Genomic DNA, 17,995 nt, shown 5'->3' on the forward strand with positions numbered 1-17,995 from the left:
CCATGTCGAACCCCAATTTCCAGCTGCAACGCGACTCCTACGGTCGACTGGTATTAACGGCCGAAAATGGAATCATCCACGCCGGCGTCACACCGGTGCGCGCCTTTCCCATCGCCGCCCCCGACGAAGGCCTGTCGCTGGTCAATTACGAAGGCCACGAAGTCGCCTGGATCGACAGCCTTGCCGACCTGCCGCCAAGCATAGCCGCCTTGATCGAGGCCGATCTCGCCAGTCGCGAGTTCGTGCCGGAAATCGAAGGCATCGAGGATGTTTCGAGCTTCGCCTGCCCCAGCACCTGGCGGCTACGGACCAATCGCGGCCCGGCCGAGCTGATCCTCAAAGGCGAGGAAGACATCCGCCGCCTGAGCCAGACGCGTCTGCTCATCGCCGACGCCCATGGAATCCAGTTCCTGATCCGCGATCTGAGCACGCTCGACCGGCACAGCCGCAAGCTTCTCGACCGCTTCCTGTAACGCTTTGTCCGCGTGCGTGACATTTTTAGACGGCCGTCAGCCGCAAGCGGACTAAAGCGTTAATAATGCTGCACTCAAACATTCATCACCGCAGGCCAACGGAGCCAGAGCCAAGAGCATGAAGAAAAAGGACATCATTTTCCGGGACACGATTTCACTGCGTGGCCCCAATATCTGGACCTACCCCCCGGTCATCGAGACCTGGATCGACATCGGCGAACTCGAAGACTTTCCCTCAAGCAAGATACCCGGCCTCTACGAGCGCCTGAGCGCCTGGCTACCGGGCCTCGTCGAACATCGCTGCAGCTACGACGAACGCGGCGGCTTCCTGCGCCGTCTCGAAGAAGGCACCTGGGCCGGCCACATCCTCGAACACATCGTGCTCGAACTGATGACCCTGGCCGGTTTGCCCGACGGTTTCGGCCGCACCCGCGAAACCACGACGCGCGGCGTCTACAAGCTGGTCGTCTCCAACTTCCACGAAGAAGTCACCCGCATGGCGCTCGACGTCGGCCGCGAACTGCTGCTCGCCGCCATCGACAGCCAGCCCTACGACCTCGACGAAGCCGTCAGGCTGCTGCGCCGCAAGGTTGACCGCAAATACCTCGGCCCATCGACCGCCGCCATCGTGCAGGCCGGCGAGAAGCGCGGCATTCCGCACATCCGCCTGCTCGACGACGGCAACCTCGTCCAGCTCGGCTACGGTGCCGCCATGCGCCGCATCTGGACGGCCGAAACCGACCAGACCAGCGCCATCGCCGAAACCATTTCGCGCGACAAGGATTTGACCAAGGAGCTGATCTCCTCGGTCGGCGTCCCGGTGCCGGAAGGCCGCGAAGTTAACAGCGCCGACGACGCCTGGGATGCCGCCGAAGACATCGGCGTGCCGGTCGTCGTCAAGCCGACCGACGGCAACCACGGTCGCGGCGTCTTCATCGACCTGACGACCAAAGAGGAAGTCGCCAAGGCCTACGCCATCGCCGTCGAGGAAGGCTCCGGCGTGCTCGTCGAACGCTCCATCCAGGGCATCGAACATCGTCTGCTGGTCGTCGGCGGCAAGCTGGTCGCGGCCAATCGCAGCGACCTGATCACTGTCATCGGCGACGGCAAATCCACCGTTCAGTCGCTGATCGACAGCCAGGTCAACGTCGACCCGCGCCGCGGCACGACCGAACTGCATCCGCTGTCAATCATCAAGATCGACACTGCCGCCAGGATCGAACTCGAACGCCAGGGCCTCAGCGCCGATAGCGTCCCGGCCAGCGAGCGCGAAGTGCTGATCCAGCGCAACGCCAACCACGCCTTCGACTGCACCGACGAAGTCCACCCCGAAACTGCCCAGGTCGCCGCGCTGGCGGCCCGTGTCGTCGGACTCGACATCGCCGGCATCGACCTGGTTTGCCAGGATGTCTCGAAGCCGCTGGCCGAACAGGGCGGCGCCATCGTTGAAGTCAATGCCGGCCCCAGCCTGCTCATGCACATCAAGCCGGGCATCGGCAAGCCGCGCCCGGTCGGCCAGGCCATCGTCAACAACCTGTTCGCCGAAAACGAGAGCGGCCGCGTGCCGCTGGTCGGCGTCACCGGCACCCACGGCAAGAACGCTGTCGCCAAGATGGTCGCCCACCTCATCTACCTTTCCGGCCAGCAAGGCGGCCTGGCCTGCAAGGACGGCATTTACCTCGGCCGCCGCCAGGTCCAGAAAACCAACGCCGCCAACTGGGAAGGCGGTCGCCGCCTGCTCCTCAACCGCTCGGTTCAGGCCGCGGTGATCGAAAACGGCTCCTCAGTCATTCTCGGCGAAGGCCTGCCCTACGACCGCTGCTCGGTCGGCATCGTCACCAACATCGTCTCGGATGAAGAAGACCTGTCGCGCTGGGATACCCAGCCGACCGGCGGCGAGTACTACACGACGCCGCGTTCGATCTACCGGACGCAGGTCGATGTCGTGCTGCCCAGCGGCCACGCCGTGCTCAACGCCGAAGATGAACTGGTCGCCGACTTTGCCGAATTGTGCGACGGCGAGGTGATCTTCTTTGCCTGCAACCCGGCCAACCCGACGCTGCTCGCCCATCTGGCGGCCGGCAAGCGGGGCGTCACCGTCGCCGACAACCGCATCGTGCTGCGCTCGGGCGCTGATGAAACACGCCTCTGCCGTCTGGTCGATGCGCCGTATATCGGCAAGGCCAAGCAGCCGAAAAACATTGCCAACGTGCTGGCCGGCATCGCTGCCGGCTGGGCCATGGGGCTGAGCCAGGAAGTGATGACGACGGGTCTCAAGACCTTCGGTCTCGAACTGATCGACCCTGCCTCGCTGATACAGCAGCCCGCCAAAAAGTCGCAACCCAAGAAGCCGGCCACCGCCCGGAAATAACGAGGAATAAAGCGTCATGGACGTTTCCCGCATTCGCGCCCTGCGCGGCCCCAATCTGTGGAGCCGGCACACCGCCATTCAGGCCATCGTCACCTGTGAAGGTGGCGAAGTCGCTATCGCCAATCTGCCCAATTTCGAAGCACGCCTGCGCGAACGCTTCCCGGAACTTGGCGACCTGATTCCCTCCGATCACCTCGACACCGTGTCGATGGCCCACGCGCTGGAATTCGCTGCGCTCGGTCTGCAAGCCCAGGCCGGTTGCCCGGTCACTTTCAGCCGGACGGCACAAACCGTCGATCAGGGCGTATATCAGGTCGTCGTCGAATACACCGAGGAAGACGTCGGCCGCCTGGCCTTCGAGCGTGCCGAGCAGCTTTGCCTCGCCGCCCTCAACGACACGCCTTTCGATCTGGACGGTGTCCTCAAGGAACTGCGCGACCTCGACGAAGACATCCGCCTCGGCCCGTCGACCGGTGCCATCGTCTCGGCTGCTCTGGCCCGTGGCATCCCGATCCGCCGCCTGACGCAGGGCAGCCTCGTCCAATTCGGCTGGGGCAGCAAGCAGAAGCGCATCCAGGCCGCCGAAACCAGCCTGACCAGCGCCATCGGCGAATCGATTGCCCAGGACAAGGAACTGACCAAGAAACTGCTGCACGCCTCCGGCGTTGCCGTGCCTCATGGCCGCCCGGTCGAAGACGAAGACGACGCCTGGGTCGCCGCACTTGAAGTCGGCCTGCCGGTCGTCGTCAAGCCGCAGGACGGCAATCAGGGCAAGGGTATTTCGGTCAATCTGACGACCGAGGAACAAGTCCGTCGCGCCTACCGCGTCGCCATCGAATTCCGCGACGACATCATGGTCGAGAAATTCCTCTCCGGCCACGACTGGCGTCTGCTGGTCATCGGCGACAAGCTGATCGCCGCCGCCCGCCGCGACCCGCCACTGGTCATCGGCGACGGCACGCATACCGTCCGCGAACTGGTCGACATCGTCAATCGCGACCCGCGCCGTTCGGATGGCCATGCCACCTCACTGACCAAGATCCGCTTTGACGAAATCGCCCTCGCCCGCCTCGAAGAGCAAGGCTACAGCGCCGATTCCGTGCCCGGCCGCGGCGTTCGCGTTGTCCTGCGCAACAACGCCAACCTGTCGACCGGCGGCACCGCCACCGATGTCACCGACGACGTCCATCCCGAACTCGCTGCCGCCGCCGTCGCTGCCGCCCAGACCGTCGGCCTCGACATCTGCGGCATCGACGTCGTTTGCGACACCATGCACAAGCCGCTCGAAGAGCAAGGCGGCGGCATCGTCGAATGCAATGCCGCCCCCGGCCTGCGCATGCACCTCGACCCATCCTTCGGCAAGGGCCGCGCTGTCGGTGAAGCCATCGTCGGCATGATGTTCCCGGATGGCGACAATGCCCGCATCCCGGTCGTCGCCATCGCCGGCACCAACGGCAAGACGACGACCAGCCGCCTGATCGGCCGCATTTTCGAGTCGAACGGCCTGCGTGTCGGCATGACCAGCACCGACGGCATCTACGTCGAAGGTCGCCGCATCGATACCGGCGACTGCTCCGGCCCGCGCAGCGCCCGCAACGTCCTGATGCACCCCGATGTCGATGCCGCCGTTTTCGAAACGGCGCGTGGCGGCGTGCTGCGCGAAGGCCTCGGCTTCGACATGTGCGACGTGGCGGTCATCACCAACATCGGCCTTGGCGACCATCTCGGCCTCAACTACATCACGACGGTCGACGAACTGGCCGTGGTCAAACGCGTCATTGTCGAAAATGTCGCGCCGAACGGCACGGCAGTACTCAACGCGGCCGACCCGGTGGTGGCTTCGATGGCCCACCACTGCCACGGCGACGTCATCTTCTTCGCCCGCGACCGCATGAACCCGGTGCTCGCCACCCACCGTGCCCAGGGCAAGCGAGTCGTCCATGTCGAGCGCGACGCCATCATCTGCAGCGAAGGCCGCAAGAAACAGCGCATCCCGCTGGCCAATATCCCGCTGACCCGCAACGGCACCATCGGCTTCCAGGTCGAGAACGCCATGGCTGCCATCGCCACTGGCTGGGCACTTGGCTATGCCTGGGAAGTCATCGAGCGCGCCCTGGCCAATTTCGTCAGCGATGCGGCGACCGCCCCTGGCCGTTTCAACGTTTTCGACTACAAGGGCGCGACGCTGATCGCCGACTACGGCCACAACCCGGACGCCATCCAGGCGCTGGTCGGCGCCATCAACAACATGCCGGCGGTACGCCGCTCGGTGGTGATCAGCGGCGCCGGCGACCGGCGTGACGATGACATCCGCCAGCAGACCGAAATCCTCGGCGATGCCTTCGACGACGTGATTCTTTACCAGGACGCCTGCCAGCGCGGCCGCCAAGACGGCGAAGTGATCGGCCTGTTGCGCGAAGGTCTGGCCAATGCCCGCCGCACCAAGCAGATCGACGCCATCACCGGCGAATTCATCGCCATCGATACGGCGCTGGCCCGCCTGCAGCCGGGCGACCTCTGCCTGATCCTGATCGACCAGGTCGAAGAGGCACTGGCGCATATCGCCCAGCGGATCGGCGAAGCACGCTGACCGCCGTCAGGCGCCCGTCCCAGAAAGCCCGGCCAGTCCGGGCTTTCTGCATTCAGCGCTGGGTTTGCCGGTGATCCACCGTCAACGGCATTTCACATTGCCGACGCAGAATGCCCCTGTCGCCTGAACCAGACCTGCCGCATGAAACCCCTCCTTGCCCTCCTGCTCCTGCTCGCCAGCGCTGTCGCCGGGGCCGACAACGACAGTTTCAAGGTGCGCTGCGAAAAACTGGCGGCGGAAGCAAATTTCACGGCCGTATTCGAGGACAGGCCGGTAAGTCGCGACGACGGCATCCGGATGGCTGACCTGGCGCGCTTTGCCAAGGCGGGCAGCAGCCTGAACCACAGCACGCTGGGTGTAACGCGGGCCGAACCGGCCGCCAGCATGGCGCTTTCCGTCCGCACCTTGAGCAATCGCGATGGCCGGGTGTGCGCCGTACCGTCGCTGCAACTAAAACTCGGCTTTTCGAGTTTCGAGGTCCTTCTTGCCCGGGAACTTGGCCCCCATCCCTGCCGGCGGCGCATCGTGGACGAACACGAGCAGGAGCACGTCACGGTCTGGCGCAACCATCTCAGGATAGGCGCCCGGCTGATGCCGGTTGCGCTACGCCAGTCGCTCGGCCAGGCGGCTTATTTTTCCAGCATCGGTGAAGCCGAATCCGTGCTGCGCCAACGCGCCGACCACCAACTCGCCAGCCTGCTGGACAGGCTCAAGGAAGGGATCAATGCCGCACAACAGCAAATCGACTCGGCGGCATCCTATCGCGCTGCGGAAAACCGGATGCGGGCCTGTCCTTAGCTGCCTATCCTCAGCCCGGTCTTTTTGAGGATTCGAGTCGAGTAGAGAATGTCGTTTCCGCGGCAGGCCTCACCGAGCAAGCGGCGGATTTCGCCAGCCTTGGTCGCGCATTCATCGCGCGATGCGCCGTGCACCATGGCGAACAGGTTGTACGGCCAGGCTGGCAGGGCGCGCGGGCGGCGGTAGCAGTGGGTGACAAAACCGAGGGCGCCGATGCGCTCGCCGAATTCGTCGACCAATTCGTCCGCGACATCCCACACCGTCATGCCGTTGGCCGTCCAGCCGATGGCGTAGTGATTGGGGACGGCACCGATGCGGCGGATGACGCCGGTTTCGAGCATGCCTTTCAGCCGGCTCATGACTTCGTCGGCCGGCAAACCCAGTTGCTCGGCGATGGCTTGATAGGGGCGCGCCACCAGTGGCAAGCCGCCCTGGGTGGCGACGATCAGGGCGCGATCGATATCGTCGATCACAGCCGGGCCTCGAGTTTCATTTCGACGAAAAATTCGCGTTCCTTGGGGAAGGCATAGACCGCCAGGCCCGTGTCGCGCTCGATGCGGGCAATGGCTTCGGCAATGCCGTCCTTCGTTTCGGTAGCGAGCACGAACCACATGTTGAGCGCGTGTTCGCGGCGGTAGTTATGGGCGACCGCGGGCAATTCGTTGACCAGCGCCGTCACCTCGTCGTAACGCGCCTCCGGGGCGGCCAGGGCGGCCAGCACGAAGGCGCCGCCCATTTCTTCGATCTGGAACATCGGGCCGAAGCGGGTCAGTACTTTATCTGCCAACAATTGCCCGATTCTCTGCAGCAATTCCTCCTCGCTGATGCCCAGTTGCCCGGCGGCCTCGGCGTAGGGGCGTTCGCAGATCGGGAAATCACCTTGCAATTTTGCGAGAATTTTCCGGTCGACCGTGGAAAGCTCACGCATAGCGTGCGCCGTTCTGCTTGAAGCGGGTCAGCGAGAACAGCACCTCGTGGGCGGCCGTTTCAAGGCCGTGGCGCTGGCGCAAGTCGGCGATGATGGTCTCGACTTCGCCGCGTTCGCGACCGTGGATCATGCAGAACAGGTTGTACGGCCAGTCGGGCAGGCGGCGCGGCCGGCGGTAGCACAGCGTCACCGCCGGCTCTTCGGCCAGGGCGCGGCCGATGTCGCTGACCTGCTCGTCCGGAATGTCATGAACCAGCATGGCGTTGGCACGGTAACCGAGCTCCTGGTGGCGAACGACGACGCCGAAGCGCTTGATGGCGCCCTCTTCGAGCCAGCGGCGAATGCGGCCGAGGACTTCCGGTTCCGAGGCGCCGATGCGCTCGGCGATCAGCGCGAAGGGCCGGATGAACAGCGGCAGGCCTTCCTGCAACACGGAAACGAGACGACGCTCGGCCTCGTCGATGAGGGCCGTCGGCTGCACCGGCTGAGCCGTGGCAACGCATTTTTTCTTGTCGCCATTCAGGCAGAAACCGAGATCGATGTGAAACTCTTCGAGCAGCGGCAGCGCCAGCAGCGGGTAACCGGCCGCCTTCTCGATGGCACCGAGGCTGGCCTGCAGGCGCCCTTCGGTCGCGGCGGTGACGACGAACCACAGGTTGTAGCGGTGCTCGCGTTCGTAGTTGTGATTGACCTCGGGGAAGCGGTTGACCGCAGCCGCCACGGCTTCGAGCTTTTCCGGCGGCACGGCCATCGCCGCCAGCGTCGAGGCGCCGATGCGCTTGGGGGCGAAGACGGCACCGACGCGCGAAATCTTGCCTTCGCGGCGCAGGTTTTCGAGGCGGCCGAGAACGACCTTTTCCGCCACGCCGAGACGTGCTGCCAATTCGGCAAACGGCGCCGAGACCAGCGGAAAGTCGCGCTGGAAATCGTTGAGCAACTGGAAGTCGAGGCTGCTGCTGTTCATGGCCAAAGCGTCCATCAGAAACCGATGCGCACGGCGCGCGAGGTGAAGAAAATGCCGGACGGGCTTTCGGCCGGAATTTCGCCCAGTTTGGCAAAATTTTCGGTGTTGTAAATCAAAACCTTGTTGTCATCGCGCGCCGAGAGCCAGACGTTTTCACCGCGCGGGGCGAATTCCATGTGCAGGATGCCCTTGCCCGGCTCCATCTGGTGCGTGACTTTGCCGACGAGGGTGTCGATGACATCGACCTTGGCGTTGTCCGGGAAGGCGAGATTGACCCAGATCTGGCGGCCATCGGGGCGGGCCATGACGAAGACCGGCTGGCCGCGCACGGGAATGCGGCCAACTTCCTTCCAGGTCACGACATCGACGACCAGCACTTCGTGGCGACCGATCGCCGGCAGATAGGCCTTGCCCTGCGCCACCGACCAGCCGCGCAGGTGCGGCATCTTGAAGACGGGCAATTTTTCCTGCCCGCGGCCGTAGTTTTCGAGAATCTTCTTCGCCCCCTTTTCCGGCTGCCAGAGGTCGAGCATGGCGACACCGTCCTCGCCGAACAGGCCAGCCAGGAAATAGCGGCCGTCCGGCGTGACGAGGCCGTCGTAGGGCTGGCTGCCGGCCGGGAAGCGTTGCGTTGTAGGTTTCCGCGGGTTGCTGAAGTCGGTGACGCGGATTTCGCCACCGTCGAACAACGCGTAGGCAAACTTGTTGCCGCCTGTATCGGCCAGGCCGACGACCTTGGAGAACTGGCCGGGCGCGAATTCAGCCGGCACTTCGGAGAGCAGTTCGAGCGTGTCGCTGTCGAAAGCCTTGATGCCGCCCGGCGTGTAGTTCTGGGCGACGACGATGCGGCCGTCCTGCGAAATCGAGCCGCCGATGGCGTTGCCGGACTGGATGATGCGTTTGACGATTTTCGCTTCAAGCAGATCGATCTTGGTCAGCCCGCCGTCGCGGCCGAAGATGAAGGCGTAGCGGCCATCGCGCGAATAGACGGCGGAGGCGTGCGAGAGGTCGCCAAGGCCGCCGATGCGAGCATAGGGCTGACGCGCCGTGGTGTTGACCAGGGTGACGTATCCACTGGCCCGCTCGATGATCAGGCCGAGGTCGCCGGTGCCGCGAAGTTGCGGCCCGGCGCAGGCATTTAGCACGAGGGCAAACAAGGCGATCAGCAGCAGGCGCATGGCGTTCTCACTGGGGGAATTCGGTCATCAGTTTATCGACTATCCACGCCGCTTCGGCTTCGGATAGGAAGGCTTTCCACGGCGGCATCGGCGTGCCGGGGCGGCCGTAGTAGATCGTCGCGGCGAGGCCCTCGGCCGGCTTGTCGCGCAGGGTTTCGGGCAGCAGCGCCGGACCAAGCCCGCCTTTGAGCGTCATGCCGTGGCAGGAGCCGCAATCCTGGCGGACGAGGTGCACGAGTTCCTTCTGGCGTGACGCTTCCGGTTCGCCGGCCAATCCCACGGTCGACAGGAAAAAAAGGCCAAAAATGAAATTACTCGGCGACAAGGACGACCCCTTCCATTTCAGGGTGCGGCCCACAGTGATAAGGGTAGCGACCCGGCTTATCGAAACGACGCTGCCAGCTTTCTTCGGGGAACATCCGCTCGGACTCCAGTCCGCCTTCGGCCGGGAAAACAACCGAATGGCTGGTCCGCTTTTCGTGATTGGTCCACCGCACGCTGTCGCCCGCCTTGATGCTCACTTCGGCCGGCAGGTATTTGTAGCCCTCGATCCGCACCTCGGCCACGTTTTCGGCCAGCACGGAAAAAGAAAAGAGCGCCAGCACAAGCGGCGCTCTTTTCAGGCACAGCCATCCGGGATGCATGACGAGTCCGGATGGCATTTGGCTTTACTGCTTGGCAGCCTTCACATCGCCGTCGGCACCCAGACCAATCGTGTGGCCGAAGGAAACGTGATGGAAACGACCGCCGGCGTTGTCGGCGTGAATGGCGATGCCGAACGGCACAGCCTTGCCCGGGGCCAGAACGGCGTTACCAGCCAGCTTGCGGGTGAAGGTCACGGTGTAGGTATCGCCCGCCTTGGCGCCTTCCGCCGTCGCCCCTGCCTTGCCGCCTTCCATGCTGCGCTTGTCGGCGACGAAACCGTCAGCCGACTTGCCACTGCTCTTCCACTGCACCAGGTCCATGGCGCCGGCGGAGACATACTTGGTCTTGTCCTTGCCCTTAGGCATGCCCTTGGCGTCTTCATGGCAGGCTGCCCAGCAACCGGCCTGATCGCCCAGCGGCACCTTGTCGTTCGGGAACATGACGGTAGCCTTGAGCTCGTTGTCCTTGTCGGACTTGTCGAAGCCGCCCGTCGGCGCCTTGAAGGTCAGGCGAACATATAGATTGCTGGCATCGTAGGCAGCCTGCACGGTAACCGGGTAGCTCATCGTCTTGGGCGCGCCCTTCGGCTCCATTTCCTTGCTGGCCAGGCGTTTCAGATCAAGACTCAGCTTGCCGTCCTCGACGTGGCAGCCGGCGCAGGTTTCGCCTTTTTTCAGGCCGCTGGCACCGCTGTGCTCACCCTTGCCCTGAATCCACTCGATCGGCGCAGCGCCCGGGTGGAAAACGTGGATCGTGCTCTTGGCAGCCTTGTTCCAGTCCGGCGCCGCGATGGCCGATTGCGAACCGAGGGCGACAAAGGCGCCAAACACTGCCAGGGAAACGAGATTCTTTTTCATCGTGCTTATCTCCACCAAAATAATTTGCTCACCACGCAGGCCGTGTCCCCCTGCGCAAATTGCTGCTGTTTCATATGCTACGGGGGCTTGCGCCCCCGTAGCTTTAAGTCACATCAAACAATCAGCAGTCGATCAATAGATGTCGTGCTGGGTGTTGTAGACGTTGAACTTGCCGGTCGGCGTGATCATCTTCGGATCGGTGATGACCTTCTTCAGGGTCAGCGTCGCATCGTCATAGACGACGATGGCCGACTGGTCAGCCTTGCCACCCCACAGCGAGATCCAGACTTCCTTGCCGTCGGCGCTGTATTCCGGATGCACGGCGCGCTTGGTGGCCTTGGTTTCCGGCAGGCCGGAATCCTTCGCCACGTTGATCACCTTGACCGGTTTGGACAGGTCAGCCACGTCCCAGATGGCGACGGATTCAGCCAGCGTCTTGTCCGGGTTCTGTGGCGAGTCAGCCCACAGGTGCTTGGACTTCGGATGGGTCTTGACGAACAGGTTGCCCGGTACGTGTTTGACTTCCTGAACCACCTTCCAGTTGAACTCCTTGAACTTGGCATCCGACTTCTTATCCGACGGCGTACTGATCAGGGTCAGGACATCGGCACCGAGGTGCCCCGTCGTCCATACCGGACCGAATTTCGGATGGGTAAAGTTGGCGCCACGACCCGGGTGCGGGATCTTGGCGGTATCGACCAGCGCAGCCAGCTTGCCGGTCTTGGTATCAACCGCAGCGATCTTGTTGGAGGCGTTGGCGGCCACCAGGAAGTAACGCTTGGAAGCATCCCAGCCGCCGTCATGCAGGAACTTGGCGGAACCGACCGTGGTCGTCTTGAGGTTTTCGATATCGGAATAATCGACCAGCAGAATCTGACCGGTTTCCTTGATGTTGATAACCCATTCCGGCTTGATGAAGGAGGCGACGATCGAGGCGACGCGCGGCTCCGGATGGTATTCGCCATCGACGGTCATGCCACGGGTGGACACGACCTTGCGCGGCTTGAGCGTGTCGCCGTCCATGATCACGTACTGGGGCGGCCAGTAGGAGCCTGCCACGGCGTACTTGTCTTCAAAGCCCTTGAACTTGGAGGTATCGACCGAGCGGGCATCGAAGCCGATCTTGACTTCAGCCACCACCGCCGGATTTTCCATCCACAGGTCGATCAGCGACAGACGGCCATCGCGACCGATCACGTAAACATAACGGCCGGAAGCGGACAGACGCGAAATGTGCACCGCGTAGCCGGTCTTGACGATACTGCGGATTTCCTTGGTATCGCCGTCGATCAGGGCCACTTCGCCGGTATCGCGCAGGGTGACCGAGAACATGTTCTTGAGGTTGTACTTGTTCATCTGCTTGGTCGGACGCTGATCGACCGGCACGATGACCTTCCACGAATCGAGTGTTTCCTTGAAGCTGTACTCCGGCGGAACGTCCGGCGTGTTCTGGATATACTTGGCCATCAGCGACAGTTCTTCCTTGGTCAGGATGTCGTCGAAATTGACCATGCCACCATCGGTACCGTAGCCGATGATCTTTTCAAGCCGGTTCTGGCCGAGCTTGAGCGTGCCGCCTTCGGTCACGTTGCCGTCCTTGTCCTTCTTCGACCAGTGCGGCTCCAGGTTCTTGCCGGTGGCGCCCTTGCGCAGCACGCCGTGGCAACCGGCGCAACGTTCGAAGTAAATCTTCTTGGCGGTTTCTTTTTCAGCAGCCGTCATGCTCGGTGCCGCCTTGGCGGTTTCCTGAGCGAAGGCCGAACCCATGGCAACAACCATGGCGCTAAGTGCAAGCATCCCCACTACTGTTTTCTTCATCTTTCTATCTCCTGGATCGAAATAATTCGCGCCCATCTCCCTCAACGCGATGTCCGCAAGGTTGAACCTGAGCCCCTTCTGCATCCTTGATGCTCATCAATCTTTTCCAGCAGATAAATCCATTACATTCAAATGGTTATAGTTATTTATAACTACATAATTAATACTTTAGGTGTATATCGATCATTCATTGACTTCCCGCTATTGGCAGGCGCCCTGTCCCGCATTAGGATGGCCGCCCAAAGGCAGGGATTACGCATGAACAAGCTGAACAAACTCGCAGCCGGAAAAGTCTGGCTGGTTGGCGCCGGCCCCGGCGATCCGGACTTGCTGACCGTCAAGGCGGCGCGCCTGATAGCGGCCGCCGATGCACTCGTCTACGACCATCTGGTCAGCGATGGAATCATGGATCTGGCCCGCGCCGATGCCCGTCGCATCTACGCCGGCAAGGAAGCGTCGAAGCACACGCTGCCCCAGGATTCGATCAACGAATTGCTGGTCAAACTCGCCCGGGAAGGCCTCTCGGTCGTCCGCCTCAAGGGCGGCGACCCGTTCATTTTCGGCCGCGGCGGCGAAGAACTCGAAACCCTGGTCGCCTCCGGAATTCCCTTCGAAGTCGTCCCCGGCGTTACCGCCGCTGCCGGCTGCGCCGCCTATTCCGGCTTCCCGCTCACCCACCGCGATCACGCCCAATCGGTCACCTTTGTCACCGGGCATCTCAAGGACGGCACGGTCAATCTCGACTGGCCGGCGCTGGCCCGGCCGCGGCAGACCGTCGTCTTCTACATGGGCATCGGTGCCGTCGAAGAAATCTGCCGGCAGATGATCAACCACGGCCTGCCCTCGCTGACCCCGGCCGCGGTGATTCGCAACGGCACCCAGGCCGATCAGAAAACCCTGCTGGCCACGCTCGGCACCCTGCCCCATCGCATTGCCGAATCTGGCATCAAGCCACCGGCACTGATCGTCGTCGGCAGCGTCGTCGGCCTGCACGAAAAACTCAACTGGTTCGAAAAACAATGAAACTTCTCTGGCTTATCGCCCTCCTCTTCGCCACCTCGGCGCAGGCCTATACCGGCCAGGAACTGCGCGGCGACTGCCAGGTGGCAAATGAAATGTACGCCGGACAAAAGTCCAGCGACCCTTTCCAGGCCATTCGCAGCGCCCGCTGCATCGCCTACGTCGCCGGCTTTGCCGACAGCTACGGGGTCAGTGACTATCTGGCCGAACAGGTCGGCGTCAAACTCAACGCCTTCTGCCTGCCGAAAGACCCCGACCTGTCGATGCGCCTCGTCCGTGCCGTCGTCATCCATGTCGAACGCGTACCGCCCAACACGACCGTCAGCCCGGCCACACTGGTCGCCGGCGCACTGGCCAAAGCCTTCCCCTGCAGCGATTCACTTGAACCAAAGAAGTGATTCGTGGATAATCCGCGCTCCGAATGCCCCGGTGGCGGAATCGGTAGACGCAGCGGATTCAAAATCCGCCGCCGAAAGGTGTGCCGGTTCGAGTCCGGCCCGGGGCACCAAATAGCATTTCCAAGCAACATCAGAAGCACCCAAGAACCCGCGTAAATGCGGGTTTTTTATTGCCTTTCGTTCTCATAGGTTCTAGGATATTCCCATACCATCCTAGCCCTTGTGGGGGTAACTCAGGGGGTAACAGCACCTACCCCCAAGGGTGTTACCCCCAAACACTTACCCCCACTGGCTACGGCGCATCTTCGACGTTTCGACGGAGTAACAGCCATGCCATTGACCGAAGTAGCTATTCGCACAGCGAAACCGGGCGAAAAACCCTACAAGCTGGCAGACGAAAAGGGGTTATTTCTGCTGATCAACCCCAGCGGCTCCAAGTGGTGGCGCCTGAAATTCCGTGTCGACGGCAAAGAAAAGCTCCTGTCGCTTGGCACGTACCCGGATATTGGTTTGAAAAAGGCCCGGGCGGATCGTGACGACGCCCGGAAGATGCTGGCCATTGGCATTGACCCCAGCCAGCATAGAAAGGCAACCAAAGCGGCCCGGGTGGAGTTGTCCGCCAATAGTTTCGAGGTCATCTGCCGCGAATGGCTTGAGAACAAGCGCAGCAACGTTGAAGAGGCGCAATACAAGAAAGCCCTTGCCCGTCTCGCGAAGGATGTTTTCCCCTGGATGGGAAGCCGGCCAATTGCCGAAATCACCGCCCCCGAGGTACTGACCACCCTTCGCCGGATCGATGCACGGGGCGCCCGCTACACCGCCCACAAGGTGAAAAGCGAAATCAGCCAGTGTTTCCGCTACGCCATCGCCACCGGCCGGGCAGAACGCGACCCGTGCCCAGACCTGCGGGGGGCCATTCCCGCCCCCAAGGAGGACAATCGTCCATCCATCACCGACCCCAAGGGCGTAAGCGAGCTGCTACGGGCTATCGATGGATTCAAAGGCACGTTCGTTGTCCGCTGCGCCCTGCTACTCGCCCCGCTGCTGTTCGTGCGCCCTGGCGAGCTACGCAAGGCCGATTGGGATGGCTTCGACCTGGACAAGGGGGAGTGGCGCTACTTCATCAACAAGACAAAGACGGAACATCTGGTCCCGCTGGCTGCGCAAGCCGTGGCCATCCTGCGAGAACTGCACGCCCTGACCGGACACGGCCGCTACGTATTCCCCGGCCGCGATCCCCAATTGCCCATGAGTGATGCTGCCGTCAATGCAGCCCTGCGCCGCATGGGGTACGACACAAAGACCGAAATTACCGGGCACGGTTTCCGGGCGATGGCCCGCACCATCCTGCATGAAGAACTGCACCAAAAGCCGGAAGTCATTGAACACCAGCTAGCTCACAGCGTTTCGGATGCCCTGGGCACCGCCTACAACCGCACCAAGTTCCTGAAGGAGCGCAAGGCGATGATGCAGCTATGGGCTGACTACTTGGACAAGCTGAAGGCGGGGGCGGACGTCATTCCGCTTCACGGTAGCGCCGCGTAACCCTGTGGATAACTTTGCACATAATCACATGAAAATTATTGCCTATTATTTAAGCAAATCAGCAACACCCGGAAAGCCTTGCGCGGCAATGATTTTCGAAGGATGACGAAAATTTATCCACAGACGAATGCACGCATAACTAGCGTTATGTTAAATACAAATGCACATTATTTGTGACGTTTATTGATTAAATTGCACACTTGATGTGAATGCTCTATAGTTTGCAAAGTCTCGCGCGCACGAAGAGGAAAATGGAACGATGACAGGTGAAGAGTTCAAAGGAGCGCTAGCCGCCCTGGGGTGGAAGCAAGCCGACATTGTCCGAAAGTTGGGCGTGCATCGAAACACCGTGAGCGGGTGGGCGGCCGATGGCGCCCCCTTGTGGGTTTCGGAATACATTGGTGCGCTACTCGGCATCAAGTGTCTGCATGATGCGTTTGTCTCTGCCCCGCCCCGCCAGCGCCTTGAATCACTAGATGATGAACCGCTTGAAGGGAGCCGTGCTGCGCAGATTGCGGCCGGCCTAATTGAGCGCAAACAGGATGAGTAACCGCGCCTGACGGAATCAGGCAAAGCGGGCCAAGAAGGGGTTGCAGCCCCGACCGGGCCCTGACCAATCATCACTTAATTGGAGTGAATCATGGCTTCGTCAAATTCTACGGCAAACCCAGATGAGTTCTTCGAGTACAACGAGCTCGTTTGGGGCGACCTGATCCATGGCACAAAGCATCTACTGCAGAAAATCGGCATAGGTATTGGAATGGCTTTCCCTGGCGAAGAGGGGGGACCAAAAAGAACGCTCAACGTAATTGACCCGCGAGGATTCAGGTGCAGGATCAGAAAATCATGGCACAGTGGGCCGGACATTTTCTGCGCGTCAATCCAGTTTCCCGGGAGAGAGAAAAGCTTTGGGGTTGGTGACTGGGAGTACTTCTCCCCCGGAATTCAACGAAAAGAAATGTTTTGGACAGATGATTTCATGGGTACCGCTGAAGCCCTGGTCGCTGCCGGCCTTGTACCTGCAGGCTACTTCCCCGGTTTTCCCGGCATGCGAAAAACCAGAGTAACCATTCTCCCAAATGGTTCGCTTCCGCAAGGTTCAGAAAAAAACCACGGGGCTGGCACTAAACTGATTGAACGATGCGCGGGCAAGAAATACCGCCTATCAGTCACCATCCCCGATGAGCTTGGTGAGCAACGGTTGGCATTGTCGTGGCGCGCAGATGAAGTATGGGAGGCAAAAATGAAATCACTACCCCGCCCGCCAAGGATAGACGGGCCTCTTCGCCTTGCTCGCAGCCAAGCTGCAGATGTGCGACGCTCAGCGCTTCGCCTGATCTGGTCTCGCCCCAAGTTTGTACCCCAATTCAACATCCCGCCCCAAGGGCCGTTCGCGAGATAGCTGAGCACGCCGCCCCCCTAGTCCGGCCAGACGAAAAGCGGGAATCCTTCGCCCGCCTGGGTGGCTTCTTTTGAGGGAGTGCACAAAGAGGCGCCGCATGTTCAATCCATGGGAATCTACGTTTAACGAAGCCAAGGCGGCACATGAGTCATCGGAATATGGCCTCAATGACCCGACCGGACCATTATTCCAATGGGCAGGGGCAGAGAGAGTAAAGCAAGCCAAGGGCAGCATTGAAAACGGCGATGGGTTTGCGGTTTTGACGTGTATCCGAATCTGCGTAACAAATGGTTTAGTCGCCCCGAAGTGGTTGGCTTACGCCTTCAATAGGCGCTATGACGCCGTAAATAATGGGAGAGCAATAAGCTGGGATGACCCATTGGCATTTGGAAAACCATACAAGACAGGCACTCACAAAAACTCGGTAAAAAAGAGACGCATGGTGGATTTGTCCGCCTGGAATATCGCCACATCGATACAAAGCGAGGAACCTAGCACACCAATTGATGCGGCTTTCTTTGAGCGAGTCGGAAAATCGACAACCCCACCTGTAGGAAAAACGGAAGCCGAGAAAGCGTACTACCGCGCAAAAAAATACTTGGATCGATAAGGGCTACCGCCATTCCCACAATTTCCGCAAACTTTGCGGGAATACACAACAAAAAGAGGTAATGAATATGTGAATCCTAGTTCATGCAATCGCATGAATACCTACTAGGAGTCACGCAAATGCAAGAGAATCAAAAGCCGCTTGTTATTCTTCGACGCGGCCAAGTAGAGGCACGCACTGGCCTTTCAGTTTCGACCATCTATCGACGTATTGCAGATGGTTCGTTTCCAGCGCCTATTGATCTAGGCGGCGGGCGCTCGGTTGGGTGGCTTGAGCACGAAATCGAGGCTTTCATTGCATCCCGTGTCGAAGCCAGTCGCAAGACTGCGTAAGGGGGCGCCATGTGCACATCAAAAATGCAGTGTGGGGCCGGCTGCACCCCACCCGGACAGATGCCT

Annotated in this window: 19 protein-coding genes and 1 tRNA gene; 12 read left to right on the plus strand and 8 right to left on the minus strand. The window is 61.2% G+C overall.

Features of this window, described 5'->3' with window-relative positions; genetic code table 11:
- Positions 1-2: 2 nt before the first annotated feature.
- The 4 genes from KI613_RS16165 to KI613_RS16180 all read left to right on the plus strand — a co-directional run bounded on the left by KI613_RS16165 (position 3) and on the right by KI613_RS16180 (position 6,232).
- Positions 3-473: a cyanophycin metabolism-associated DUF1854 family protein gene (locus KI613_RS16165; protein ID WP_226401240.1), complete on the plus strand. Its 471-nt coding sequence runs from the start codon at positions 3-5 to the stop codon at positions 471-473.
- Between the two features lie 118 nt (positions 474-591).
- On the plus strand, positions 592-2,844 hold the full coding sequence (locus KI613_RS16170) for a cyanophycin synthetase (protein ID WP_226401242.1): 2,253 nt from the start codon (positions 592-594) through the stop codon (positions 2,842-2,844).
- A 16-nt stretch (positions 2,845-2,860) separates the two neighbouring features.
- Positions 2,861-5,434 carry a cyanophycin synthetase gene (cphA, locus tag KI613_RS16175; protein WP_226401243.1) on the plus strand — a complete coding sequence of 858 codons (2,574 nt, stop codon included), beginning with the start codon at positions 2,861-2,863 and terminating at the stop codon, positions 5,432-5,434.
- A gap of 141 nt (positions 5,435-5,575) precedes the next feature.
- Entirely contained in the window at positions 5,576-6,232 is a 657-nt protein-coding gene (locus KI613_RS16180) for a hypothetical protein (protein WP_226401244.1), read from the plus strand.
- On the opposite strand, the gene ahbB (KI613_RS16185) is transcribed toward KI613_RS16180, so the two are convergent.
- The 8 genes from ahbB (KI613_RS16185) to KI613_RS16220 form a co-directional block, all read right to left on the minus strand.
- Complete coding sequence (ahbB, locus tag KI613_RS16185) at positions 6,229-6,705, minus strand: siroheme decarboxylase subunit beta (RefSeq protein WP_226401247.1); 477 nt, start codon at positions 6,703-6,705, stop codon at positions 6,229-6,231. The genes KI613_RS16180 and ahbB (KI613_RS16185) overlap by 4 nt on opposite strands.
- On the minus strand, positions 6,702-7,160 hold the full coding sequence (locus KI613_RS16190) for an Lrp/AsnC family transcriptional regulator (protein WP_226401248.1): 459 nt from the start codon (positions 7,158-7,160) through the stop codon (positions 6,702-6,704). Before KI613_RS16190 ends, ahbB (KI613_RS16185) begins: the two co-directional genes overlap by 4 nt.
- A complete protein-coding gene (gene ahbB / locus KI613_RS16195) occupies positions 7,153-8,124 on the minus strand; it encodes a siroheme decarboxylase subunit beta (protein ID WP_226401249.1) in 972 nt (323 codons plus the stop codon). Before ahbB (KI613_RS16195) ends, KI613_RS16190 begins: the two co-directional genes overlap by 8 nt.
- 14 nt (positions 8,125-8,138) lie before the next feature.
- Positions 8,139-9,302 (minus strand): cytochrome D1 domain-containing protein, encoded by a 1,164-nt coding sequence (locus KI613_RS16200; RefSeq protein WP_226401250.1) that lies wholly within the window; start codon positions 9,300-9,302, stop codon positions 8,139-8,141.
- 7 nt (positions 9,303-9,309) lie between these two features.
- Entirely contained in the window at positions 9,310-9,627 is a 318-nt protein-coding gene (locus KI613_RS16205) for a c-type cytochrome (RefSeq protein ID WP_226401251.1), read from the minus strand.
- On the minus strand, positions 9,614-9,964 hold the full coding sequence (locus KI613_RS16210; RefSeq protein ID WP_226401252.1) for a plastocyanin/azurin family copper-binding protein: 351 nt from the start codon (positions 9,962-9,964) through the stop codon (positions 9,614-9,616). The genes KI613_RS16205 and KI613_RS16210 overlap by 14 nt, the downstream gene beginning before the upstream one ends.
- Positions 9,965-9,970: 6 nt before the next feature.
- Positions 9,971-10,804, minus strand: coding sequence for an ethylbenzene dehydrogenase-related protein (locus tag KI613_RS16215; RefSeq protein WP_226401253.1), 834 nt, complete (start codon positions 10,802-10,804; stop codon positions 9,971-9,973).
- A gap of 132 nt (positions 10,805-10,936) precedes the next feature.
- Positions 10,937-12,622, minus strand: coding sequence for a cytochrome D1 domain-containing protein (locus KI613_RS16220; protein WP_226401254.1), 1,686 nt, complete (start codon positions 12,620-12,622; stop codon positions 10,937-10,939).
- A 258-nt stretch (positions 12,623-12,880) separates the two neighbouring features.
- On the opposite strand from KI613_RS16220, the gene cobA reads away from it, so the two are divergent.
- The 8 genes from cobA to KI613_RS16260 all read left to right on the plus strand — a co-directional run bounded on the left by cobA (position 12,881) and on the right by KI613_RS16260 (position 17,929).
- On the plus strand, positions 12,881-13,645 hold the full coding sequence (gene cobA / locus KI613_RS16225; RefSeq protein WP_226401255.1) for a uroporphyrinogen-III C-methyltransferase: 765 nt from the start codon (positions 12,881-12,883) through the stop codon (positions 13,643-13,645).
- Positions 13,642-14,040 carry a Rap1a/Tai family immunity protein gene (locus KI613_RS16230; RefSeq protein ID WP_226401256.1) on the plus strand — a complete coding sequence of 133 codons (399 nt, stop codon included), beginning with the start codon at positions 13,642-13,644 and terminating at the stop codon, positions 14,038-14,040. Before cobA ends, KI613_RS16230 begins: the two co-directional genes overlap by 4 nt.
- Positions 14,041-14,065: 25 nt before the next feature.
- Positions 14,066-14,150: transfer RNA gene (locus tag KI613_RS16235), tRNA-Leu, on the plus strand.
- A 220-nt stretch (positions 14,151-14,370) separates the two neighbouring features.
- Complete coding sequence (locus KI613_RS16240) at positions 14,371-15,585, plus strand: tyrosine-type recombinase/integrase (RefSeq protein WP_226401257.1); 1,215 nt, start codon at positions 14,371-14,373, stop codon at positions 15,583-15,585.
- 259 nt (positions 15,586-15,844) lie between these two features.
- Entirely contained in the window at positions 15,845-16,135 is a 291-nt protein-coding gene (locus KI613_RS16245; RefSeq protein ID WP_226401258.1) for a helix-turn-helix domain-containing protein, read from the plus strand.
- Between the two features lie 90 nt (positions 16,136-16,225).
- Entirely contained in the window at positions 16,226-16,987 is a 762-nt protein-coding gene (locus tag KI613_RS16250) for a hypothetical protein (protein ID WP_226401260.1), read from the plus strand.
- A 97-nt stretch (positions 16,988-17,084) separates the two neighbouring features.
- Complete coding sequence (locus KI613_RS16255; protein ID WP_226401261.1) at positions 17,085-17,597, plus strand: hypothetical protein; 513 nt, start codon at positions 17,085-17,087, stop codon at positions 17,595-17,597.
- Positions 17,598-17,716: 119 nt separating this feature from the next.
- Positions 17,717-17,929 (plus strand): helix-turn-helix transcriptional regulator, encoded by a 213-nt coding sequence (locus KI613_RS16260; protein WP_226401263.1) that lies wholly within the window; start codon positions 17,717-17,719, stop codon positions 17,927-17,929.
- Positions 17,930-17,995: the final 66 nt, after the last annotated feature.

This window comes from Ferribacterium limneticum, from assembly GCF_020510585.1.
Lineage (GTDB): Bacteria > Pseudomonadota > Gammaproteobacteria > Burkholderiales > Rhodocyclaceae > Azonexus.